17 protein-coding genes and 1 pseudogene are annotated in these 23,212 nt (G+C 67.3%); 13 read left to right on the forward strand and 5 right to left on the reverse strand.

What is annotated here, in order from left to right; all coding sequences use genetic code 11:
* Positions 1-89 precede the first annotated feature (89 nt).
* Both AC1RNC_RS24295 and traD read left to right on the forward strand, forming a co-directional pair.
* Positions 90-320: a helix-turn-helix domain-containing protein gene (locus tag AC1RNC_RS24295; protein ID WP_492888588.1), complete on the forward strand. Its 231-nt coding sequence runs from the start codon at positions 90-92 to the stop codon at positions 318-320.
* 214 nt (positions 321-534) lie between these two features.
* The gene (gene traD, locus AC1RNC_RS24300) at positions 535-750 is read left to right on the forward strand and encodes a conjugal transfer protein TraD (protein ID WP_492888589.1); all 216 of its coding nucleotides are present in this window, start codon (positions 535-537) and stop codon (positions 748-750) included.
* A gap of 111 nt (positions 751-861) precedes the next feature.
* On the opposite strand, the pseudogene AC1RNC_RS24305 reads toward traD, so the two are convergent.
* Positions 862-993: pseudogene (locus tag AC1RNC_RS24305) on the reverse strand (hypothetical protein); the annotation flags it as partial.
* 33 nt (positions 994-1,026) lie between these two features.
* On the opposite strand from AC1RNC_RS24305, the gene AC1RNC_RS24310 reads away from it, so the two are divergent.
* The 7 genes from AC1RNC_RS24310 to ggt all read left to right on the forward strand — a co-directional run bounded on the left by AC1RNC_RS24310 (position 1,027) and on the right by ggt (position 9,762).
* Positions 1,027-1,200, forward strand: coding sequence for a LuxR C-terminal-related transcriptional regulator (locus AC1RNC_RS24310; protein ID WP_492888590.1), 174 nt, complete (start codon positions 1,027-1,029; stop codon positions 1,198-1,200).
* Between the two features lie 281 nt (positions 1,201-1,481).
* Positions 1,482-1,934 carry an RrF2 family transcriptional regulator gene (locus tag AC1RNC_RS24315; protein ID WP_492888591.1) on the forward strand — a complete coding sequence of 151 codons (453 nt, stop codon included), beginning with the start codon at positions 1,482-1,484 and terminating at the stop codon, positions 1,932-1,934.
* Positions 1,924-2,838 carry an NAD(P)/FAD-dependent oxidoreductase gene (locus AC1RNC_RS24320; protein WP_492888592.1) on the forward strand — a complete coding sequence of 305 codons (915 nt, stop codon included), beginning with the start codon at positions 1,924-1,926 and terminating at the stop codon, positions 2,836-2,838. The genes AC1RNC_RS24315 and AC1RNC_RS24320 overlap by 11 nt, the downstream gene beginning before the upstream one ends.
* Before the next feature lie 214 nt (positions 2,839-3,052).
* A complete protein-coding gene (locus AC1RNC_RS24325; RefSeq protein WP_492888593.1) occupies positions 3,053-3,670 on the forward strand; it encodes an RNA polymerase sigma factor in 618 nt (205 codons plus the stop codon).
* Positions 3,670-4,668, forward strand: a complete 999-nt coding sequence (locus tag AC1RNC_RS24330) for a FecR family protein (RefSeq protein ID WP_492888594.1) — start codon at positions 3,670-3,672, stop codon at positions 4,666-4,668. The genes AC1RNC_RS24325 and AC1RNC_RS24330 overlap by 1 nt, the downstream gene beginning before the upstream one ends.
* A gap of 81 nt (positions 4,669-4,749) precedes the next feature.
* Positions 4,750-7,962 carry a TonB-dependent receptor gene (locus AC1RNC_RS24335; protein ID WP_492888595.1) on the forward strand — a complete coding sequence of 1,071 codons (3,213 nt, stop codon included), beginning with the start codon at positions 4,750-4,752 and terminating at the stop codon, positions 7,960-7,962.
* A 57-nt stretch (positions 7,963-8,019) separates the two neighbouring features.
* On the forward strand, positions 8,020-9,762 hold the full coding sequence (gene ggt, locus AC1RNC_RS24340) for a gamma-glutamyltransferase (RefSeq protein WP_492888596.1): 1,743 nt from the start codon (positions 8,020-8,022) through the stop codon (positions 9,760-9,762).
* Positions 9,763-9,890: 128 nt separating this feature from the next.
* Here the strand turns inward: ggt and AC1RNC_RS24345 are convergent, their stop codons facing one another.
* The 3 genes from AC1RNC_RS24345 to AC1RNC_RS24355 are packed head-to-tail and all read right to left on the reverse strand — an operon-like array spanning position 9,891 to position 14,278.
* Entirely contained in the window at positions 9,891-12,674 is a 2,784-nt protein-coding gene (locus tag AC1RNC_RS24345) for a TonB-dependent receptor (protein WP_492888597.1), read from the reverse strand.
* A gap of 26 nt (positions 12,675-12,700) precedes the next feature.
* The gene (locus AC1RNC_RS24350) at positions 12,701-13,711 is read right to left on the reverse strand and encodes a FecR family protein (RefSeq protein WP_492888598.1); all 1,011 of its coding nucleotides are present in this window, start codon (positions 13,709-13,711) and stop codon (positions 12,701-12,703) included.
* A 3-nt stretch (positions 13,712-13,714) separates the two neighbouring features.
* Entirely contained in the window at positions 13,715-14,278 is a 564-nt protein-coding gene (locus AC1RNC_RS24355) for an RNA polymerase sigma factor (RefSeq protein WP_492888599.1), read from the reverse strand.
* Between the two features lie 257 nt (positions 14,279-14,535).
* Here AC1RNC_RS24355 and AC1RNC_RS24360 point away from each other — a divergent pair, with 257 nt between their 5' ends.
* On the forward strand, positions 14,536-17,424 hold the full coding sequence (locus AC1RNC_RS24360) for a TonB-dependent receptor domain-containing protein (RefSeq protein WP_492888600.1): 2,889 nt from the start codon (positions 14,536-14,538) through the stop codon (positions 17,422-17,424).
* Positions 17,425-17,484: 60 nt separating this feature from the next.
* Positions 17,485-18,432: a glycerophosphodiester phosphodiesterase family protein gene (locus tag AC1RNC_RS24365; RefSeq protein ID WP_492888601.1), complete on the forward strand. Its 948-nt coding sequence runs from the start codon at positions 17,485-17,487 to the stop codon at positions 18,430-18,432.
* A gap of 95 nt (positions 18,433-18,527) precedes the next feature.
* Here AC1RNC_RS24365 and AC1RNC_RS24370 read toward each other — a convergent pair whose 3' ends face one another.
* Positions 18,528-19,814 carry a DUF1254 domain-containing protein gene (locus tag AC1RNC_RS24370; RefSeq protein WP_492888602.1) on the reverse strand — a complete coding sequence of 429 codons (1,287 nt, stop codon included), beginning with the start codon at positions 19,812-19,814 and terminating at the stop codon, positions 18,528-18,530.
* A gap of 168 nt (positions 19,815-19,982) precedes the next feature.
* Here AC1RNC_RS24370 and AC1RNC_RS24375 point away from each other — a divergent pair, with 168 nt between their 5' ends.
* Both AC1RNC_RS24375 and AC1RNC_RS24380 read left to right on the forward strand, forming a co-directional pair.
* Positions 19,983-20,672: a GntR family transcriptional regulator gene (locus AC1RNC_RS24375; protein ID WP_492888603.1), complete on the forward strand. Its 690-nt coding sequence runs from the start codon at positions 19,983-19,985 to the stop codon at positions 20,670-20,672.
* A 123-nt stretch (positions 20,673-20,795) separates the two neighbouring features.
* Entirely contained in the window at positions 20,796-23,210 is a 2,415-nt protein-coding gene (locus AC1RNC_RS24380) for a TonB-dependent receptor (RefSeq protein WP_492888604.1), read from the forward strand.
* Positions 23,211-23,212 lie beyond the last annotated feature (2 nt).

The raw sequence follows: 23,212 nt of genomic DNA on the forward strand, positions 1-23,212 counted from the left end.
GCAGCGTTATGCGCCAGCCGCATTGCGGGTGGGCGGAATCGCTACTTATTGTCTGTCGACGCAAAGTCGTCATTTTCCAACATGGAGAGATGAAAGCTGCGCCCTCCGCCCTCCGCCGAATCGTCGCTGACAATGTTCGCCGGCTTCGCCGCGACTTGGCCTTGAGTCAGGAAGATCTGGCGGCCCTGGCGCAGTTGCATCGCACCTATGTCGGGGCGATCGAGCGGGCCGAGCGCAACCTTTCGCTCGACAATATCGAGCGTTTGGCGCTGGCCCTGAAGGTGACGCCCGCCGCCTTGCTGACGCCGGGCGAGGGGTAGAAACCGGCCGGCTTGAAAGCGCGAAATCGGCGCGGGCTGTCCAGATCTGTCCAGCGTGATCGCCTCACAGCCAGACGGCAAGCGGGGGGCAATCCACCGCGGCGCGATCGTCGGCCCGTGTAGCGCGCATCGCCCGCCAGCGTTGCGGGGGCCGCGGCGGCCAGCCTCCAATCCACCGGGGGCGACCCCACCGCCTGATCGAACTGGGCGGCCTGTGCGGAGGGCGGGTCTCGTCGATCTGACCGACGACGATCGCGCCGCGCTCTATGGTGCGTTCACGTTCCTGACGACCATGCTGAAGGGTGACGACGCCGGGCGCCCCCTGGCGCTATGGCGACGTGGAGGGAAACGGGCTTTCACTCAGGGGCGAGTCCTCGTGGCCACGAGTCGATTTGGACAGTCAGCGCGTGGCATGCCGTGCTGTGGTTAAATGGATTGCTGCTGCGGTGCGATAGCGGCTAGGTAGGAGTCCCCTTCACCACCCCACCGGTGAAGCAACTCGGGCGGCGACCTATCGGGGGGGCCGCCCGCCCTTGCTCCGTCATCTAGAACGTCGGCGGCAAAACTCTTCGTCGGCCATGGCGCGAACAAGATCGAGCACCTGACGACGGACGTGGCTTCGACCGATCTTCGGGAACATTTCGGCCAGCTCCAAGCCTTCGGGTGTGTCCAGGACTCGGTGACGACGCGCTCGGCGGCGGCGCGCATGCACGGTTCCAGCGGCAGGGGCGCGGTCGTGGTGGCTTGGCGCCGCGCCGCCGCGGTGGTCTGGGCGGTCAAGACGGTGGACAAGCATCGCGAGAACCTGATGCGAAAGCTTGAGGTGAACAGCGTGGTTCAGTTGATTCACAAGGCGCGCGAACTTGGGGTAGCCGATTGACGCTTTGGGTCGAGTAGCGCCCCGCTCGCCTGAAAGCCTGGCTGCGAGGGCCAGCGATGCGCCGGGGACGGCTAAGGCTTGCGTCGGCGCGCGTCAGCCAGGTCCTGGACACCTGGTCGAACCGACGTCGCCTTCACGCGGACCCGCGGTCCGTTCATTCGGCGCAATCCAGACTTTAGGGTGGCGGAGAGGGGCGGGAGCCGCACTTTATGGCTCGCACCGCCATATCGCTCTGAACCATGCGCTTGCACTGTGGGATTTCACGTAACATATGTGGTTACATGAAAAGAGACAGCCGCCTTTCTGTCGCCCTTCATGTGCTGCTGCACATGGCCGAGCGCGGTGATCAGCCTATGACGTCGGAAGAGATGGCCATGTGCGCCGGCACGAACCCCGTCGTCATCCGCCGCACCTTCGCTGGCTTGCGAAAGGCCGGGATCGTCACCTCGACCAAGGGCCATCACGGCGGTTGGCGCTTGGGGCGAACTCTGACCGACATCAGTCTGGGCCAGATCCAGGACGCCCTGGACGAGCCCGTCCTGGCCATGCCGCCAGCTCCCGAAAGTCCTGGCTGTCTGGTCGAGCAGGCCGTCGACCGCCTGCTCGACCAGACGATGCTCGAAGCGCGCCAGGCGTTGATGCGGCGCCTCGCGACGATCTCGCTGGCGGACCTAGCCGCCAACGTCGGCCCAATGAGACAATCCCATCAAGGAAACCAAGACCATGTTGCATGACGTCATCGTCGTTGGCGGCAGCTTCGCCGGCCTTTCCGCCGCAATGCAGCTGGCCCGGGCCCGGCGGCGCGTGCTGGTGGTCGACAGCGGCCTGCCGCGCAACCGTTTCGCCGAGGCTTCGCATGGATTCCTAGGCCAAGACGGCAAGGCGCCCTTCGAGATCTTGCGTGAGGCGGCCTGCCAAGTCTCGGCCTACCCAACAGTGGAAATCGTGCGTGGCGAAGTGCTGAAGGCTCGGCGCGAGGTGGGCGGCGATTTCATTATCGAGATGTCGGGCGGGCGCACCGCGCGAGGCCGACGTCTCGTGCTGGCCACCGGCGTGGCCGACAGCCTGCCTGATGTGCCCGGCCTGAAGGAGCGCTGGGGCGCCACAGTTTTGCACTGTCCCTATTGTCACGGCTACGAGGTGCGGGACCGTCCACTGGGCGTATTGGCGAACCATCCGATGGCCGCCCACCAAGCCGCCATGATTCCCGATTGGGGACCCGCCACCCTGTTCACCCAGGGCCGCTTCGAGCCTGACGCCGAACAGCTGGCCCACCTGAGCGCGCGGGGCGTGACGATCGAGCGCCAGCCAGTGGTCGAGCTTCTGGGCGACGCCCCGGCGCTGGACGCCGTGCGCCTGGCCGACGGTCGCGTCGTGTCCATCAGCGCCCTGTTCGTCGCCCCATCCACACGCATGGCCAGTCCCCTGGCGGAGCAACTGGGCTGCGTGTTCAACGAGGGTCCGTTGGGACCCATGATCCGCACAGACGATTGGAAGGCGACCAGCATTCCTGGTCTCTACGCGGCCGGAGACGCGGCTCGGCCTATGCACAACGCCACCCTGGCCTCGGCCGACGGCGTGATGGCCGGCGTCGGCGCGCACCAGTCCTTGATCCGGGACGTCGAACTCGTGGCCTAGGGACAGAGGCGCCTTGCGTCGGCCATTCCCGGTTCTTTCAGGGGCGATCCAAGGTTGGCTCCTGGCGTGACACGGCCAACCGCTCGACGGTGAGGCGGAGTTTCCTGCCGATCCCTGAAAACGCTGGGGTGGATGGTCGGCGACGAAATAGCGCCGAGCCGCCTGGATTCGATCGAAAGAATGGTTGCTCATCCAGTGAGGTAGATGGCTTCACGTGCGTCTACGACCTACGGCGAGGCCCGACGGGCTTGCCGTCGGCAACGGGGTCGAGCGTTTGGAGCAGGCGGGACAGATCGTGGAGGACGAGCGCGCCGATCAGCAAGAGGCTGCCGCCCAGGCCCGTTCGGCGCGGATTGAAGCGCTGAACCGCCGTTTCCGCATGCCGTTGACCCGCTTCTTCAGCAGCCGTACGCGGAGTCCCGACGATATCGAGGACCTGGTGCAGGAAGTCTTCATGCGCCTTGTCGCGCGTGGCGGCCTCGAGGATGTGCGGGCCGAGGAGAACTATCTCTTCGTGATCGCCTCGAATGTCTGGCGGGATTCCGGTCGGCGGGACATTTCCCGTCATCGAGGCGGGCACGCCACCTTGACGGACCAACACCACCCGGTCGATCCGCTGTCGCCAGAGGTTGTGGCGCTTGCCCGGGAAGACCTGCGCCGGGTGTTGGTCGCCATCCAGGAATTGCCATTGCGCACCCAGGCCATTTTCGCGCTGCAACGCTATGAGGAACTCAGCTATGCGGAGATCGCCCGCAGGCAGGGCATTTCCGTCAGCGCCGTCGAAAAGCACATGATGAAAGCGATCGCGCACTTGGCCAGGCGGGCGTTCTGATGACCCTGTTCAAGCGATGGGCGCCGCCGGAGGATGCCGCCGAAGCGGCGGCCTGGTGGCTAAGCCTGAAGCATTCGCCGCGGTGGACCCGTGCGCGGCAGGTCGCGCTTGAAGCGTGGCTGGCGCGGAGCCCGGCCAACCTTGCGGCGTTCGAGCGCGCTCAGCAGGCTTTCGGCGCGGCCGCATTGCTGGCCGCCGAGCCGCAGTTGCTGGCCGTGCGCGAGCGCGCCCTGTCGATGCCGCCGGAGCGTTCATTTTCGCGCTATTCCATCGCCGCCGGCGTGGTCGGCGCGGTGTTTCTCGGCCTGATGACGGCCACGGCATTCTGGAGCTTGGGCTTTGGCGCCATGGAGCGGCATGAGAATGCGCACGGCGCGCGCTCGACCCTGCGTCTGGCGGACGGCTCGCGGGTCGATCTCAACGGGGACAGCGCCATCGACGTGCGGATCACCGGACGTCGCCGAACCGTCCGGCTCCTGAAGGGCGAAGCCTGGTTCGATGTCGCCGACGACAAGCGGCCGTTCAAGGTCGAGGCCGGCGGCCGGACGATCACCGACATCGGGACCTCGTTCGACGTTCGGGTGGTTGATCGCGCCGTTCATGTCGCCGTCAGCGAAGGCCGAGTGGCGGTCGCCGCCGGCAAGAAGACGCCGACGGAAATCGGCGCTGGCCAGTTGCTGGTCTCCCAGCCCGATGGCGAGGTCCAGGTGCGTCGTCTCGACGTCGCGGCCTTGGGCGACTGGCGGTATGGCAGAGTGCAGTTCGCCGGCGCGCCTCTGCGGGAGGCGGTCGCGGAAATGAACCGCTACAGCGCCAGTCCGATCCGTGTCGGCGACCCATCCCTGGACGGCTTGAAGGTCAGCGGCGTTTTCTTCACCGACGGCGCCAGCGGTTTTCTCAAGGCCTTGACCACGCTCTACGGGGTCGAGGTGCGCGTGGGAGATCGGGGTGATCAGGTGCTCGTCGCCGGCCAAGGCGCGCCGACGAAGAAAATGTGACAACCGCGGTGAGGTGTTCGGACGGACGGGCGTCTACGGCGTGGGGCGAGAGGGCCCTCTTGTTGGCCGTTGGGGGCTTTGATGACCGCTTTGACGCTGAAGAACTGGGCTATGTTTGGGTGCGCCGCCGCGGCGCTCTGCGCGGGGCCGGCCGTGGCCCAGGCTCCCGCGAGACTTGAATTCAATATCGCGCCGGCCAGCCTGGACGCGGCCCTCCGCCAGTTCGCGATCCAGAGCGGCCGCGAAGTGATCTTCAACCCAGACCTCGTCACGGGACGCCGGACGAGCGGCGTTCAGGGCGCCTTGTCGCCGGACGAAGGGCTTCGTCGTCTACTGGCCGGATCGGGTCTTTCCTATCAGAGCACCGGTCCCAGGACCTTCGTCGTCCAGAAGGCCGGCGCGCCTCCGACGGCCGTGGCGCTTCGCCAGCCGATCGCCGTCCAGGAAACTACGGTCGCTGCCCGCGCCGAGCCGGCGGCCCCGCCCGAGGAGCCGGCGATCGTCAACGAGGTCGTGGTCATCGGCAGCCGCATCGCCGGCGCCAAGGTCACGGGCAACTTGCCCGTTTCGGTTCTCGACGCCGATCAGTTGCGCGCGCAGGGAGTCGTTAGCGCTGGCGAGTTGATCGCGAGTCTGCCTCAGGGCGGCGCTCAAGCCTTCAACAGCGGCGTCCAGGGGCCAAACAACGCCCGTGGCGATGTCTCCTCGGCCAACCTGCGCGGTTTGGGTTCGGGCAACACCCTGGTGCTGCTCGACGGACGCCGGATGACGCCGCACCCGACCTCTCAGCAGGAAGGCGGCACGGTTCCTGTCCAGATCGTCAACCTGAACGCCATTCCCACCTCAGCGCTTCGTCGCGTCGAGGTTCTGCGCGATGGAGCCAGCGCCCTCTATGGTTCCGACGCGACAGCGGGCGTTCTCAACTTCGTCATCGATCGACGCTTCACCGGCGCGGAGGTGTCCGCGCGCTTGGGCGGCGTCGAGCGCGGCAGCCTGCGCGAGAACGACATCAACATGAAGTGGGGCGCGGCCTTCAATGGCGGCGCGACGCACGTGGCGCTGTTCGGCGAGGTCTATCACAACACCGACATGCCTGGCTCGGATCGCGACTACGCCGCGACCGATGATCTGAGCGGCCGGGTCTCGTCGACCTACGCCTCGCTGTTCAATCGCACGGTTTCGCAATCGCCTTGGATGACGGGCCGGGTGACCACGCCTGTGACGGGCTTGGGCGCCAACTTCACCACCTTCTTCATGCAGCCCTGTTCGTTCACCGGGTCGCGCGCGGAGACCGCCACCTCGGGCGTCTGCGTCAACGGCGGGTCCTCGACCCTGCCGTCCAGCCTTCGGTCCGACGAGGGCGCGCTGCGCACCATGGTTCCGCGCACGACGCGCGGCAGCGTGATGGCGACGGTGGACCATGACTTCGCGGGCGGCGTGTCCGCCTTCGGCGATCTGCTCTACTATAAGGCCAGCGCCTGGGCCGGTCGCGGCGGGTCCACGACCCTGACCGACGCGCCCTTGGTCGTGTCGCGCAACAATCCCTACAATCCCTTCGGCAGCGGCCCGGGGCGGCTGGCCAGCTATACCGGTCCGGCCCAGGACGTGACCATCGTTGGCTACGATGTGCTCGACGTCGGGATGCGCAACTTCGATGTCGACAACACGCAGATCCGCGCCGTCGCCGGCCTGCGCGGCCGGATCGGCGACTGGCGCTGGGACACCTCGGCGGTCTATTCGCGCGCCAAGACCGTCGACACCGAGCACAACCGGGTCAGCAACACCGCCCTGCAGGCGGCGCTGAGCAGCAACGATCTGGCCACGGCCTATAACCCGTTCAATGGCGGCGATCCGGCCAATCTGCGCGTCGGCGATTCCACGCTCAACTCGGCCGCCGTGCTTGACCGCCTGCGTATCGACGTCACGCGCGACAGCCGCACTTCGCTGGCGATGTGGAGCGCGGGCCTGTCCAACCCGTCGGTGCTGAGCATCGCCGGTCGGGACATCGGCCTGGCTTCGGGCGTGGAAGTGCGTCGGGAGACCTACGACGACTATCGTGACCCCCGCATCAACGGAACGATCAGCTATGTGACGTCGACCGGCGCCAGGACGAGCGATGTCATGGGCAACAGCCAGACGCTCGACACCCACGGCAAGCGCAACGTCTATTCGGCCTATGCCGAGTTGCAGAGCGCGATTATCCGCCCTGAGGACGGCGTTCCGTTGGTTCAGAGCTTCGATGTGCAGCTTGCCGCCCGTTACGAGCGCTATTCCGACACCAAGGACGAGGTGCTGAAGCCCAAGATCGCCGCGAGCTGGGGCGTGACCGACTGGCTGAAGTTCCGCGCGTCCTACTCGGAGGCGTTCCGCGCGCCCAACCTCGAGCAGATCAACGCCGCGGCGGCCAACCGCGTCCAGCAGAACCAACTCGACCTCTATGCCTGCGGCCTGGCCCAGGGCGCGACCTCGGTGGCCGCCATCAATCGCAGCAATTGCGCGGCCTACCGCTATGACGTCAGCGAGACCCGCTCTGGCAATGACCGTCTCAAGGCCGAGGACAGCAAGTCCGCCAGCGCGGGCGTGGTCCTGACGCCCGTTCGCAACCTGACCCTGACGGTCGATTGGTGGCGGATCAAGCAGACGGGCTTGGTCGGCGTGTTCTCGACGCAAGACCAGATCTATCTCGACGCCATCCGCCGGCTCGGGGGCGGGACGGGCAATCCCCTCGTCACGCGTGACGCCTCGGGCAAGGTGACCGGCGTTCGGGCCATCTTCGAGAACCTCAACGCGCGCGAGGTCGAGGCGACCGACATCGGTCTTGCCTATCGGATCCCCACCGATCGTTACGGAGACTTCCGCCTCAACGCCGACGTTTCGATCTTCGGGCGCTTCTACCAATCGCCGTCGGAAAGCGCCGCGGCGCTGCTGGCCGCAGGCCTCTCGACCACGTCGGGCGGCTCGCAGATCGGCCTCAACGGCAACCCGCGCTCGCGGGCCACGGCGAGCCTGGTCTGGGCCAAGGACGGCTGGCAGGTCACCGGCAGCGGAACCTATATCGATGGCATCTACGACACCTCGGCGCTGAACTTCCCGGTCTCGTCGTGGACGACGTTCAACACCGCCGTGCGCAAGAGCTTCGACAAGGGCCCGCTTGCGGGCGGTTCGATCCGGGTCGGCGTCAACAATATCGCCGACAAGGACCCGCCGCTGGCCAACCAGCTGTTCGGCTATTTCACCAGCCTCTACAGCGCCCGGGGGCGGTTCTGGTACCTGGAAATGACCAAGTCCTTCTGACCTTGCCCGCGCCTGTCAGGCCGGTCCCGCGTCCTTCCACTCGATCATGAGGCACTTGTGTTCAAACGTCTGATGCTTGCGGCCAAGCTGGCCTTTCTGGGCTTGGTCGCGATCGGGGCGGGTACGGCCCAGGCGCAGGGTTCGGCCGCCGCGGTCGCGCCCGGGGCGGCCAGCTACATCATCGAGTACGACGCGATCCATCACCCGACGATCGCCGCCCGGGGGATGGTGGTCAGTCAGAACGCCATCGCCTCCGAAGTTGGTCGCGCCGTCCTGGCCAAGGGGGGCAACGCCGTTGACGCGGCGGTCGCCACCGGTCTGGCGCTGGCCGTCACTCTGCCGCGCGCGGGTAATCTGGGCGGCGGCGGGTTCATGCTCGTCTATCTGGCGGAAACCCGTCAGACGCTCGCGATCGAGTATTATGGCGCCGCGCCCCGGGGGATCACCCCGACCTTGTTGACGGGGCCGGATGGCAAGCTCGACCCGGACAAGCGCTACTCCTATCGCGGGGTCGCGGTTCCCGGTACGCCGGCGGGCTTCTATTTCGCCCAGCGCAAGTACGGCAAGTTGTCCTGGCGCGCGGTCGTTCAGCCGGCCATCGATCTGGCCCGACGCGGCGTGTTCGTTTCCGACGACATGGCCTACGCCTTCCGGATCAAGGCTCCGGAACTGGTTCGCGACCCGGTCGCCGCGCGCACGGTCTACCATCGGGGACGACCCTATCAACGTGGCGAGCGCCTGGTGCAGAAGGACCTGGCCTGGTCGCTCGAGCAGTTGCGCGACCACGGCGCGGACGCGCTCTATCGCGGCGAGATCGGCAAGCGCATCGTGGCGGCCTCGACCGCCAATGGCGGGATCCTCACTACTCAGGATCTGGCCGACTACAGGATCAAGGCGCAAGAGCCGCTCTGGACCACCTATCGCGGGGTGAAGATCGCCCTGATGCCGCCACCGGCGGCGGGCGTGCTGCTCGGCGAGCTGCTCAATCTGATCGAGACATTCCCCATGAGGGACCTGGGGCAGAACTCCTCGGACAGCCTCCATGTCCTGGCCGAATCCAGCAAGCTGATGTTCGCGGATCGCCGCCGCTACATGGGCGGCTATCCCGACTATGTCGTGCCCAGCAAGGGGCTGCTGTCCAAGGCCTACGCCAAGGATCGGGCCGCCGCGATCAGGATGGAAGCGAGCCTGCCCGCCGTCAGCCTCACGCCGGGTGACCCGGTCGGGTTCGCCAGTCGAGACACCACGCACTTTTCAGTTGTCGATCGCTACGGAAACGCGGTCAGCAACACCTTCACGCTCGGTTCGGATTTTGGCGCGCACGTGATGGCGCCGGGCACGGGCTTTTTCCTCAATGACGCCGTCGCCAATTTCTCCTGGGACGCGGCCCAGGCCGCGGCCGAACCCGCGAACGCTCCCGCGCCGGGTAAGCGCGTGATCTCCACCATCAGTCCGGTCATCGCCTTCAAGGACGACAAACCCTGGATCCTGTCGGGGAGTCCGGGCGGGACGCGCATCATGCCCACCGTCGCCCAGGTCCTGGTCAACGTGATCGACCACCGCCTGAATATCGGCGAGGCGACCGAGCGACCCAGGCTGTTTCAGGACGATAGGGGCGCCTTGGAGCTCGAACCGGGATTTCCGCGAGACATCGCTCGTCTGCTCGCAGCGCGGGGTCATCGCGTCACTGAAGGGCTGACCATGGGCAGCGCCCAGTCGATCCTCATCGAGGAAGGCTTGCTCCATGGCGGCGTCGACACGCGGCGTCCCGACGCGGCGGCTATCGGCTTGGAGCCTTGAGTCTGGCGGACCCGCACGCCTGCGGCGTCGCCTCGCCAACGCCAAGATCGACAGGCGTCTTTGGAGGCGGGCGGGGGTGCGGACAAGAGCAGCGGGGAGCTCGATATCCGGGCCGCGACGGGAGATGCCTATCTCGCCAGGTCCTGCCTCGCTCCGCCAACGATCCGCAAAGATAGCCCCCAGAGACGCGACGCCCCTCGCGCCGACGCCGTGAATCCGAAGCTTTCGCCGATGAAGCCGGCTTCCTGAAGATAACGCCGATCCAGAAGATTGGTGACAAAGACGCCCGCGCTCCAGTTGGCGGCGCGTGGCCGGTAGTTCACCCGCAGATCCAGCAAGTCGTAGGCGCCTTGCACCTCATCCTGCACGAGATCGCGCAATAGTCCGCGGGAGAGTTCGGGGCGATCGTTGTCGTCGGAGAAGAAGACCTTCGATTGCCAGCTCCAGGTCGGCAGGACCGTGACCGCGCCGTTGGGCGTGGCGTATGTCAGTTCCAGGTTGAGCGAGACCTTGTGATCGGGGGCAAGGCGAAATTGATTGCCCGCGAAGGCGCCGCTGCGTAGCCTTGAATGGTTGTAGCCGTAGGTCGCGAACAGCCGGACCGAGCGCGACAGCTCAAACCGCGCCTCGGCTTCCAAGCCGGTCGCGTCGGCTCGACCGGCGTTCAGTGTCTGCAATTGACCGTCGACAAGCTTGGTGGTCTGGAAGTTGACATAGCGATAGGCGTAAGCGGCAAGGTTCAGATCCACGCGTTGGTCGAAACCGACGCCGCGGGTTCCGATCTCCAGGGAGTCGATCGTCTCGGCGGGCACGATTCCGAACCGCGCCGGGCCCTCGGCCGCCAGAGGCGGTCCGGCCACCAGGACGCTGGGCCGTCGCCCCCGGGCGTAAGAGCCATAGGCGCTGAAGCTCGGCGATGGGGTATAGCGCGCCACCAGTCGCCCGCTCCAACCCTCGTCGGACAGCGTGTTCGACACCCTGTCTCCATTTCCAGACGTCGGTTGGAACACCAAGGCGTAGTTGGGCCAGGCGCGGGGAGTCTCGGCGCTGGCGCCCGCGCCTGGCGCGCCGAGCGCGGCGAGCAGGGCGGCCCTCTGCGCCAAGGGCAGGCCAAAGGCCTGGACGGCTCCGGCCAGCACCGACGGGCCGGCGGGCAGGGCAGTGGCGACGGCGCTGGCCTTGGCGTCGTGGCTGTAGCGCAGGCCGGCCGAAAGCGCCCAGGTCGGGCTTGGCGAGAAGGTGAGGTCGCCGAAGAGATCGACGGCGGTGGTCCGCGCGAAGTTCTGGTTGCGCTCGACATAGGCCGGCTTGAGATTGCCGGCCGCGCCCAGGGCCAGATCGCCCGGCAGGTCGAAGCCGCGCCGCGCGGCCAGTTGGCGCAACTGCGCGGCGACGAAGTCCGGCTGGGTCAGCGTATCGAGGCCTTGGGGGACGGGTGTGTTCAGGCCGCCGACCATGCGCGCCAACAACAGGCGTTCGTCGATCGTGAAATAGGCCCGCTGGGTGCCGCTTTCGTGGAACAGGCTGACGCCTGCGAAACCCCGCCAACGCTCGCCGGCGTCATAGGCCAGGCGCAGGTCGGCGTTGTACTGCACGCCCCGGGTCTGCTCGAAGACGCTGATCACCGGCAGGGACAGGCCATCGCCGTCCTGGCGCTCGTCGGCGTAGAAACGGCGATAGCCCAGGGACGCGCTCAGGTTCAGACCCGGGCTCAGCCGCCGCGCGGCCAGGACCGCGACCGAGCCCAGCGTGCGGTCCAAGCCGAGCGCCGCGGGCCGGCCGTTCTCGTCGACGGCGCTCAAGGCGGGCGGGGTGTGGCGGTCAAGCTCGCCCAGAGCCGCGCCCGTGACCGGGTCGGTGGGCGCGAAGGTGAAGGATTTGAGCGGCCGGCCGGTGGGACGGTCTCGCTGGTAGTTGACGATCAGATCAAGCCGTTCGCCATCCCCGGGACGCCAGGCCAGTGAGACGCGGGTGGCGTCGGTGGCGACCGAATCCAGGCGGTCGCCACCGGCAAGGTTGGGCGTCAGGCCGTCTCGTCCCCGCCAGCGAACGGCGACACGCACCGCCAGGTCCGGGCCGATCGGTTGGTTGATCATGGCGTCCAGCAGGCCCTGACCATGGTCGCCGACCTCGCCATGAAGGCTCCAGGTCTTGGCGCGCGGATCGGCCTTGTGCTGGATGACGTCGAGCGCCCCCGCCATCGCCCCGCGGCCGTAGAGCGTGGGCTGAGGGCCCTTGGCGATGTCGATGCGGTCAAGATCGAAGAGCTCGAAATAGGCGCCGCGCTCCTTGGACGCCGGCATGCCGTCCTGCAGCACCGCCATTCTCGGCTCGCGGCTGGCGTCCCCCGAGGCCTGGGTGACGCCGCGCATCGAGAAAGCCGCCGCGGCCGGGGAGAGGTTGACGACATTGAGGCCCGGCGTCAGCCGCCCGACCTGATCCATCCCAACCACGCCCAATTGCTCCAGGCGCGCGCCGCTCAGCGTGGTCAGGGCGACGGGGGGCAGGATGCGGGGCGCGGTGACCGTCACGCCCTCCATCTCGGCGATGGCGACGGCTTCGGGCGCGCTGGGCCTGGGCCTTGGGGCCGGCGGCGGCCGGTCGGGCAGGATCATCAGGACGCCGCGCCCGGTGCGCTCCGCATGCAGGCCCGATCCGGTCAGCATGCGCGCCAGGGCCTCGGTCGTGGTGTACTGACCGCGCACCGGGCGCGAGACGCGGCCGACCAGCAGGTCGCGCGAGACGATGACCTGGGCGCCGGTCGCCAGGTTGAACGCCAACAGCGCCTTGCCCAGCGGCGCGGCCTCCAGATCGAACGCGCGGCGCGGTTCGGCGGCGCTGGCCAGGCTCGGCGCCGCCGCCAGGAGCGCCGTCGCGCAGATTCCGTGGGCCGTGACGCGCAAGAACCTCATGCGCCAAGCGCTCCTCGCGGCGACAGTTAACCCCCGGCGGGGCGTTGAACCAGCGCGGTGCGCCCGTCGGCGCCGCGCCGCGCCGCGATGGGGAGATAGGCGGTGATCGCCTCGACGAAGGCGGCGTTGTCGCCGGCCTTGAACACCCCGGTCACCCGTAGGCGGGCCAGGGCTTCGTCGCCCACGCGAAGATTGGCGCCATAACGATTGACCCGTTCGACGGCCTCGGCGAGCGGCGTATCATCGAAGATCAATCGCCCGTTCCTCCAGGCCGCGGCTGAACGCACATCGGCCGTCTGGCGCAGGGGCGGGGTTCCGGGGCGCAGCACGGCTTGCTCTCCCGGCGTCAGAGCCAGGGTCGGGCCATCGCCCCGGACCGGATGGATGATGACCCGTCCCTCCAACAGGCTGACGACGGAGCGCTCGCTCAGCCGATCGATGTTGAACATCGTCCCGGTGGCCACCACGACCTGGTCGCCGACGGTGACCGAGAAGGGCCGCGCCTGGTCGTGCGCGACCTCGAAGCGGGCCTGGCCGCGGGTCAGTTCGAGGTCCCTGGCGTGACGGCCAAGCCGCACCGCGACCGCGCCGCCGCCCTCGATCGACAGCCGCGAGCCATCGGCCAGGGTGAACTCGGCCGGGGCGCCCGCGGGCGCGGTGTAGATCCGCGCGGGTGAGGGGCGGCTCAGCACCGCAAAGCCCACGAGGCCGGCGGCCAGGGCGCCCGCGCCGATCATCCACGCGCGCCGCGAAGGGCGAGGGGGCGACCGTCGCGCGCCGCCAAGCGGGGCCGCGCTGTCCTGGAGCTGCGGCCGCAAAGCCTGGAGCTCCGCGGCGTCGTCCTGATCATCGAACGCGGACATCGCCTCGAGCACATGGTCGTAGGCGCCCGCATGGCGCGCGTCCGCGGCCAGCCAGGCTTGCAGCCCGGCTTCGTCGGCGTCGGTCCAATCGTCGGAGACCTGGCGCATCCACCAGGCGGCGGCCGCCTCGTGAACGTCTTCGAACGGTGGAGTTGGAGCGGGGGAATGTGTCAAAGTCTACCTGAACCGCCGTGCCAGATGGGCCACGGCCCGAACAACATGTTTTTCCACGGCGCTGACCGAAATGCCCAGACGGGCGGCGATTTCGGTTTGGCGAAGGCGCTCGACCCGGAACAGGATGAAGATCTCCCGCGTGCGGTCGGGCAGTTCGGCCAGGGCGTCGAGGGTCCTTCGAAGTTTCTCCTTACCCATCAGGACGCGGTCGGCCGGCAAATCCTCAGCGGCGAGTTGCAGGGGCTCGGCGGCGGTCTCGCCGTCGCCCGGCGGATAGAGGCTGACATGGCGGTCGGCCTGTCGGGTGATGCGCTTTCTCGCGCGGTCACGCAGCAGGTTGGAGGCGATGGTGAAGACAAAGCCGTCGGGGGTCTCGATCGCCTCGCCGTCGCCGGCCCGCAAGGCGCGCAGGAGCGCTTCCTGGGTCAGGTCCTCGGCCTCGGCGTGGTCGCCGGTGTGGCGCAGAAAATAGGTCATCAGCGGCCGGCGATAGGCGTGGCTGATCTGCTCGGGCGGCGGCAGGCGAGGGCGCGCGTCGGCCCGATGGGCGTCGTCCTTCAAGGTCACGAGAAGCTTCCCGAACATGCGTCGCCGCGCGGGACGAAGGAACGGTCCGCGACCGGGCGCGCGTCTTCTTCCCACGGATTTGCGACAGTTTTTCTTTCCGGGCGACGTCCGAAAAAAGTGGTGAGGATCGCGAGAGGGGCCGCGTCCTAACCCCTTAGACGCCCTCCGCGACAGAGCGGGGGTCACCGTTCAAGGGGATCCAAGTTCCTATGCAATCTAGAATTTTCGCGCTCTTTGGCGCCGCGTCGACGCTCGCCTTGAGTCTGGCTCACGCCGGAGTCGCCAGCGCCCAGGCTGCGCCGCCGCCGCCGGCGACCGAGGCCGCCGTCTCGGTTGAAGAGATCGTGGTCACCGGCTCGCGCATCGCGCGCCAGGACTACACCGCCCAGAGCCCCATCGTCACGGTCGGCAAGGCCGTTCTCCAGGCCCAGGGGCCGACCTCGATCGAGAACACCCTCAACCAGCTGCCGCAGTTCGCCGCTACTTCCGGCTCGACCTCGGCCAGCCAAGCCGGCGGCGGGCGCGCCAACGCCAACCTTCGCGGCCTGGGCACGGCCCGCACCCTGGTGCTGCTGGACGGCCGTCGGCTGCAGCCGTCCGACCCGCTGGGCGCCATCGACCTCAACACCCTGGCCCCCAGCCTGATCGACTCGGTCGAGGTGATCACCGGCGGCGCCTCGGCGATCTACGGCTCCGACGCGATCGCCGGCGTCGTCAACTTCAAGCTCAAGCACAATTTCGAGGGCCTGGAGATCGACGCCCAATACGGCCAGACCGAGCGCGGCGATGGCGAGACGGCCGATCTGAGCGCCACGGTCGGCGGCGCCTTCGCCGACGACAAGGGTCACGCGATGCTGTCGGCGTCCTACATGGATCGCCAGCGGGTCAACCGAAATTCCCGCGCCTTCTTCAAGGACGGCGGCATCACCTCGGTGCTGCCCAGCGGCCTGATCTACGCCGACGCGGCCAACCTGCCGACCCAGGCGGCGATCAACGGCGTCTTCGCCAAATATGGCGTGACGACCAACGTGCCGCGCAACGCCACCTACAGCCAGAACCTCGACGGCACGCTGTTCACGATCTCCTCGCCGATCCTCAACTACCGTTTCCCCGCCGACGGCCCTTACACCATCACCAGCAACGGCCAGGTCGCCGTGCCGCTGGGCGAGGCCGCGCCCCTGCAGCAGCCGCTCAAGCGCCAGACCCTGTTTGGCCAGGTCAATTACCAGCTCAGCGACGCCGTCGAGGCCTACGGCCAATTCAACTACGCCCACTATGTCTCCAACCAGAGCGGTTACGGCCGCAACCAGGCGATCACCCGCGACGTCTATCTGCCGGTCACCAACCCCTTCCTGCCCGCCGACCTCAAGGCGATCGCCGCCTCGCGGCCCAACCCGACCGCGCCGCTGTTGTTCTATTTCAACACCGGCCGCTACTCCCCCGACATCGCCCAGCAGACCTATAATGTCGGGCAGGCCCTGGGTGGCCTGAAGGGCCGGTTCGACGCGATCGATGGGACCTGGGACGTGTTCGCCTCCTATGGCCGCACCGAGCAGAACGCCTTGTTGGGCGGCTATATCGACCGGGCTTCGTTCTTGTCGCTGGTCAACGCGGTCGATGGCGGCAAGAGCCTTTGCGAGGGCGGCCTGGACCCCCTGGCCCTGACCGCGCCCTCGAAATCGTGCCTGACCTATCTCCTGCGCGAGATGCACGAGACCACGACGCTGCGGCAGACCAACGCCGAGGCCAACGTCCAGGGCCGGGTGCTGGCCCTGCCGGCCGGCGACCTGCGGTTCGCCGCGGGGCTCAGCTATCGCAAGAACAGCTACGCCTATTCGCCGGACGCCGCGCGCCTCACCGGTACGGTCCTGACCACGGGTCTGAGCAGGTCGACGGAAGGGGAGACCAATTCGAAGGAGGCCTTCCTCGAACTGGCTGTCCCGCTGCTGAAGGACCTGCCCTTCATCCGCAAGCTCGACCTGGATCTGGCCTATCGCTACTCCGACTACGACACGGTCGGCGGCGTTCATACCTACAAGGCCAGCGGCGCCTGGGAGATCAACGACGCGGTCAGCCTGCGCGGTGGCTATCAGCACGCCATCCGCGCGCCTTCGGTGGGCGAGCTGTTCCGCCCCTCCGAGCAGAGCGCGACCACCGTCGGGCGGATTTCCGCCGGCCTGGGCGATCCCTGCGACATCGCCAGCGCCTATCGCATCGGCCCCAACGCCGTCCAGGTGCGCGCCCTGTGCGTCGCCAACGGCATTCCGCTCAGCGTCATCGACGCCCACAAGTTCGCCGGCACCTCGGTGCAGTCGGACGTCGCGGGCAATCCCGACCTGAAGGAAGAGTCTTCCGACACCTATACGGCGGGTCTGGTCTGGCGCTCGACCTTCCAGCAGCCCCTGCTGCGCCGGCTTTCGGCCTCGGTCGACTACTACGACATCAAGCTGACCGACGCGATCGGCCTGATCACCGGCGACGTGATCGCCCAACGCTGCTTCAACGGTCAGGGCAACGCCAACCCGACCTACGATCCGGCCAACTACTACTGCAAGCTGATCCATCGCGGCTCTTCGGGCGGCTTTTCCAGCATCACCACGCCGCTGCTCAACCTGGCCGGCTACCGGACCTCGGGCGTCGACTTGCAGGTCGACTGGGGCGCGGATCTGGCGGCGTTCGGCGCTTCCGAGCGGGCGGGTTCGGTCAGCCTCAATGTGCTGATCTCCTATATGGACAAGTACGAGATCCAGACCCTGGCCGGCGCGGCCTACGTCAACTACGCCGGCACGATCGGCAACGCCCAGATCAGCGCCGACGCCATCTCGCACCCCAAGTGGAAGGCCATCACCAGCCTGGGCTACCATGTCGGCCCCATCGACCTGAGCCTGCGCTGGCGCTGGGTCGAGGCCATGGGCAACGCCGCCAATGTCGGCTCGGCCACCGCCACCGCGCGGGGCGTCAAGGCGATGGACTATTTCGACCTGACGGGACGTTACCAGGTCAGCTCCACTGTCGAGCTGCGGGCCGGGGCGCTCAATCTGGCCGACCGCCAGCCTCCGGCCTGGACCGGCGAGAGCGCCACCGACACCGCCCTCTACGACATGCTGGGCCGCCGCTACTTCCTGGGCGTCAACTTCAAGTTCTGACGCCGCCCGCCTTCCTCCGCGCGGGTCGTCAGGCCCGTGCGCCTCCAAAGAGAGCTCAAGATGACCAAGATCCTGCTTCGGGCGCTGCTGGCCAGCGCCGCCCTGCTGGTCGCCTCGTCGGCGTCCGCCGCCGCTGGTCCGACCTCCGCCGACATGCTCACCGCCGCCAAGGGCCGCCTGCCGCAATTGCTGGCCTGCCTGCGCGAGCAGAAGGTGGCGCTGGTCGGCGCCCACCGCGGCGGCCCCTTGCCGGAGTTCCCCGAGAATGTCGTCGCCACGATGCAGCGCACGACCTCCCTGGTCCCGGCCTTCATCGAGACCGACGTTCAGCAGACCTCGGACGGCGTGCTGTTCCAGAACCACGATGACGTCCTGGATCGCAACACCACCGGCAAGGGCAGGATCCGCGACCAGACCTGGGCCGAGATCTCCAAGCTTAAGGTCCGCGACACCACGGCCTATCCGACCGGCTACGCCCCGCAACTGCTATCGGAAATCCTGGGATGGGCCGACGGCAAGGCGCTGGTGTTGCTGGACGTGAAGCCGCAGACCGACCCCGATCTGCTGATGGCCGAGGTCGACAAGGCCAAGGCCGGCGACCGGGTGTTCTTCCTGGCCTACACGGTCGCCCAGGCCCTGGGGCAGCGCCAGCGCCGTCCCGACGCCGTCATCGCCCTGCCGGTGTTCGATCGCGACATGCTGGCCAAGGCCAAGGCGGCCGGTCTGGTCAACGACCACCTCGTGGCCATGGTGCGTCCCGACAAGGTGGACGCGGCCTTCATTCCCGAGCTGGAGGCGATGGGCGTGACGGTGATGTCGGGAACCTATGGCGGCCCCGAGACGCCGGACGCCGTCTATCGCACCCCCGCCGATGCTGGAACCTTCCAGGCCCTGGCCAAGGCCGGCCCGCGGATGATCGTCTCCAATCGTCCCGTCGAAGCCGCGACGGCCCTGCTGGCCGATCCGACCTATGCCCGCAAGCTCAAGGCCTGCGGCGTCGGTCACTAGGAAGAGGCAAGGGGCCGGCTTTCGCCGGCCCCTTGAGCATGATCATGGCCGAAAACGGGTCAAATAGGCCATCGTCGGGCGCCGCGTTGCGCACGCTAGAAGCCCGCCCGTAGAGGCGGCGCCCGGTAGTCCCCAGTGAGCAATTCTGGTCGCGGCAGGTAAGCGCGAAGGCTGACCATGTAAGGGCCTTGAGCGGGCGCGGGCAGCCAGTTGTCGTCCCGCGCCCCGCCCGGCGGCTGGCGCGAGATCCAGATATCCAGCGAACCGTCCGAACCATGCCTAAGGCCCTGGGTGCGATCGCCAATGGCATAGCGATCGATGGCGTTGGGCGTCAGGAAGAACTGGCCGTCTGACGTGGCCGCGTACATGGTCAGAGACCAGAAGCCGTCGACCGGCAGGGCGCGGCCGACGGGGAAGGTTAGCCGATAGCGGTCGCCGTGTAGGAGTCCCGTGCCGTTGTCACCAACCGGCCGGGTATAGACCGCCTCGGCCAAGGGGAGACCAAAGAGCCCGGTCAAGGCTATCTGACCCCTGAAGACATAGTCCTGGCCAAAGTCGCCGAGATTAGCCCGTGGATAAACCCAGCCTTGGGCGGCGTAGAGCCCGCCTCGCGGCTCGGCGGCGATTTGCTTGGCCTTTTCGATCCCTTGAGCGATCTCTTGTTCCTGCGCCGGGGTGAAAGCGGGCGGCGCAAAGCCCTGCGCGGTGAGGCCCAAGGCGTGGACCGCATGGAAGAAAGCCGCATCCGTCGCGGGTGGCGGGTTTTCGCGCAGGAGTTCTCCGACGCTCGTGAAATAAGCGCGCCAAGGCGCCGTGCGCGCGACTGGAACCACGAAATCGCCCGGCGCCCGTTCAGGACCCGAGGCGGCGATGGCCGCCTGGACCGCGCGCGCCGCGGCAAGGTCAGCGGGGCCGTCGACCAGGGTGCGGCCAAGGACAAACACGAAGTCGCTCGGGGCGCGGATGGCTCCCGGCGGCGCGGGTCCTGTGGGGCCGGCGACGATGAAGCGACCGCCGTCGGGACCCGTGGTGCGGGTTCCCAGTATGGCGAAGTTGTTCGTCCAAAGGTCCATCAAGGCCACGGACAGATAGCGCGTTCCGCTTGCCGGCAGGGTCAGCTCGACCGGGCCCTGGCGCAGATCGAGGAAGCCGCGGCTGTAGAGGGTGTCGTTGTTGGGCGAGGTGACCTTCTGGTTCGCGGGAGTCACCAGATCCGTCTGGTGATAGAGCCGATTGAAGGTTCCAAGCTTGGCGGTGCGACTTCGGACGACGGCCGTCTCGATCATCGGCAGGCCGTAAAGCCAGGCGAGCTTGGCCGCCTCGACCAGGGGCAACGGCTCGCCGCCCGCCGCCCGCGCGCCGAAGCCTGTCGATAGCGTCATGGCTCCGGCCAAGAAATCGCGTCGCAGGATCATCGTCTTGTCCTATCTCTTGAGTGGTCCGCAGCGCCCATGGCCGAACCGTAGATCACCGACAGCGCGATTGGCAATTGTCTGACGTTCCGTTTTGTCTCGTTCTGATTTACTGTAACGTCAAGCTAGGGAGGATTGATGGACGAGGCGAGGCCCGGCGCGGCGCGAGTGCGGCGCAAGACTGATCAGACGCTGGACACGCGCCTGTCTGAGACGCTCATCCGCGAGATTATCGACAATCGGTATCCTCCTGGGGCTTGGTTGCGCGAGCAGGAGGTTTCGGCGCGGCACGGCGTCAGTCGCGCCTCCGTGCGTGAAGCGCTGCGCAGCGTGGCGCGGGCTGGCTTCGTGGAGATGCAGCCTTGGCGCGGGGCCCAGGTCGTTGCGGTTGGGGGCGAAGAGCTGCTCGACATCTTCAGTCTGCTTGAGGAGATGTACGCCCAGTGCGCTCGGCTCTCGGCTGGGCGCTTCCCGGAGAGGCTGGTTCCACGACTTGATGGGCTGATGGAGGCGATCGAGGCGGCGGTTGCACGCGACGCCGATCGCTCTGAGCTCTACGCCCTGTCGTTTGGCCTGGGGCAGCTGATTGGCCGTCATTCCGGTAGCAAGCTGGCTTATCGGATGCTGACCCAGGTCGGCAATTTGGCGCTGTGGCAGCAGAGGTTGCTAAAGCCCGGGACCTCGCAATCCGAGCAACAATCGCTTTCCGCTCACCGGATCCTGGTTTCGGCGGTCAAGGATCATCATCCGGAGATCGCGGCCGCGGCCGCGCGAATGATTGTGATGATCACAAGGCGGTCCCTGGCCTTGGCGCTAGAGCGCGAGTGATCGTGGCTTAGTTTGGCGTTTCAAAAAATTGTTTGACAATTGACGCTTCTGGCTGGAGCCTCCCCGCAACGATAAAATTGCGGGGAGGCGAAGATGCTGCGTGCAGCGGGACGAGGCGGGCTGATGACAGCCCTGGGGTTGGTGTTGGCGGCTGCTCCAGCGACGACATGGGCCAGTCAGGCCGACGTCCAGGCGCTCGACGAGATCGTCGTCACCGCCCGCAAGCGCACCGAAACCCTGGTCGAAGTGCCCGCGGCCATATCCGCGATCACGGCCCAGGAGAGACGGAACCTCGTGCTCGACGGCATGAAGGACTATCTGCGCCAGGCGCCCAGCGCCACGCTGGTGACGTCGGGACCAGAGTACCTGCAGGACATCTCGATCCGGGGGCAGGGCAGCGGACGCTTGGGTTTCTCCGAGGCGGCCACCGGCCTCTACAAGGAGGGGCTATACAATGCGGGCGGCGGCTTTGGCGGGCGCTCGCTAAGCCGTATGGACCTGCTGGACCTCGAACGGCTCGAGGTGCTGCGCGGTCCTCAGGGAGCGCTCTATGGGCGGAATTCGGTCGGGGGCGCGGTCAATATCGTCGGCCACGCGCCCGAGCAGACGATCGGCGGAGAGGTCACGGTCCGCTACAGCCAGCCCCGGCGCGCCGCCGTCGAAGCGGTGCTCAATCTGCCGGTGGTCAAGGACAAGCTCGCCCTGCGTGTGGCCGGTCTCTACGACGACCAGGATGGCGGGTTCATTGAGAACACCACGACCGGTCACAAGATCGACTGGCAGACCTATAAGGGCGCGCGGGCCGGCCTGCGCTGGACGCCAGGATCGGCCACCACGGTTGACCTGACTTACGAACGCTACGAGAGCGACACCCCCGCTTTTTCGAGTCTGGGACGGCGGCCGGTGCGGGTTGACGGCTCGGTTCTTGATGCTTCCCGTTGGACACGCTCCGACCTCGACCGCGAGGGGCGCGCCCGCATCACCGAGGACTCGGTCTATCTCACGGCCAAGCACGATTACGGATTCGCCGAGCTGACCGCCAAGGTGGGCTGGAAAGCCCGCGACGCGGGACGAGACAACGAGGACAACGACCACTTCGCCGGCCATTCGGGCATCGACGTCGCCCCGGGCGCGGCGGTGCTCACGCCCGACTACACTCTGGGCCAGTTCGAGGACTACAGCCGCTTCGTGGCGCAGGCCTATCTGAGCTCGAAGGGTGAGGGGCGTTTGACCTGGCTGGCGGGCGTCGAGTTCCTGAAGACCAGCGACGACGTGGTCATCGATCCTTATCTCTGCCCGGCCTATACGGGCGCCTCGCAGGCCAGCGCCGCCGGCTGCGCGGTGGGCCAGGTCGGGACTCTGACCGGAACCGCCGCCAGCGTTCGATCAGCCGCGCGCCTGGCGGTGAACCGCGACGCCTTCTCCGAAACCTTGAAGTCGCCTTCGCTGTTTGGCAGCCTCGAATACAAGATCTCGGGCGCCACGACCCTGGGCGTGGAGGCGCGGCTTCAGCGTGACAAGAAGTCCTTCTGGTTTGAACGTTACGCCAAGGATCCGCTCGTCTATTTCGGCGGCGGAGCCACGCCTACGGGACTGATGGCGGCGATCACGGTCGATCCCGATGGCGCTGGCGGCCCGCTGCCAGCCAGCTCGGTTCAGTTCTGTCCGCCGACCGTGACTGGCCCGGCCTGCGCGGCAGGCAGCGAGACCGTCCGCGTTGAGGCCGAACGCCGCTGGACCTTCGTCACCCCGACGGTGACCCTGCGCCATCGCTTCGACAACGGGGTCAATGTCTACGGCCGCTTCGCCACCGGCTATCGCCCGGGAGGCTTCAACAGCAATCTGCCGCCCACGACCGTGCGCTCACAGATCGCCCAGCAACTGCTCTACGATCCAGAGTACGCCTATTCCTATGAAGCCGGGGCCAAGGGGCGCTGGAAGGGCGTTCAGCTGTCGGCCGCGATCTATTACACCTGGACTAACAACGTGCAGGTGGTCAGCGCGCCAAGCTCGCTCTCTCGCGGCTTCATCCTGCAGAACGCCGGCGACGCCCACATCTCAGGCTACGAAATCGAGGCTCGCCGCCGATTCCTGTTGGGCGCGTCGGACCTGACGCTGGCGGCCACTCTTAGCGGCCAGAGGGGCAAGTTCGAAGACGGAGCCAAGGCCAAGCTCGACCTCAACGGCGATGGTCTGCCCGATGACGCCGATCTGAGCGGCAACGAGGTCCCGCGCCTGCGCGACTATCAACTGGCTGTGAACGCCACCTACACCTTCCCTTTGGGCGGCGGCTGGCGCGGCTTCGCCTCGGCCGGGCTGCAGATGGCCGACGGCGGGTTCGAGAACCCCGACAACAGCCGCTCCTATCAGAGCTACGGCCTGATCGACGCGCGGATCGGGGTGCGCTCGGACCGTCTGAGGCTTTCGGTCTTCGGCCGCAATCTCGGCGACAAGACCTATCTGGCCAACATCGTCAGCGTGAACGAGTTCTACACCGATCCGCGCGTGGTCGGAGTCGAGCTTGGGTGGGAGTTCTGACC

The organism is Caulobacter sp. GW822-FHT01G02 (genome assembly GCF_058802865.1).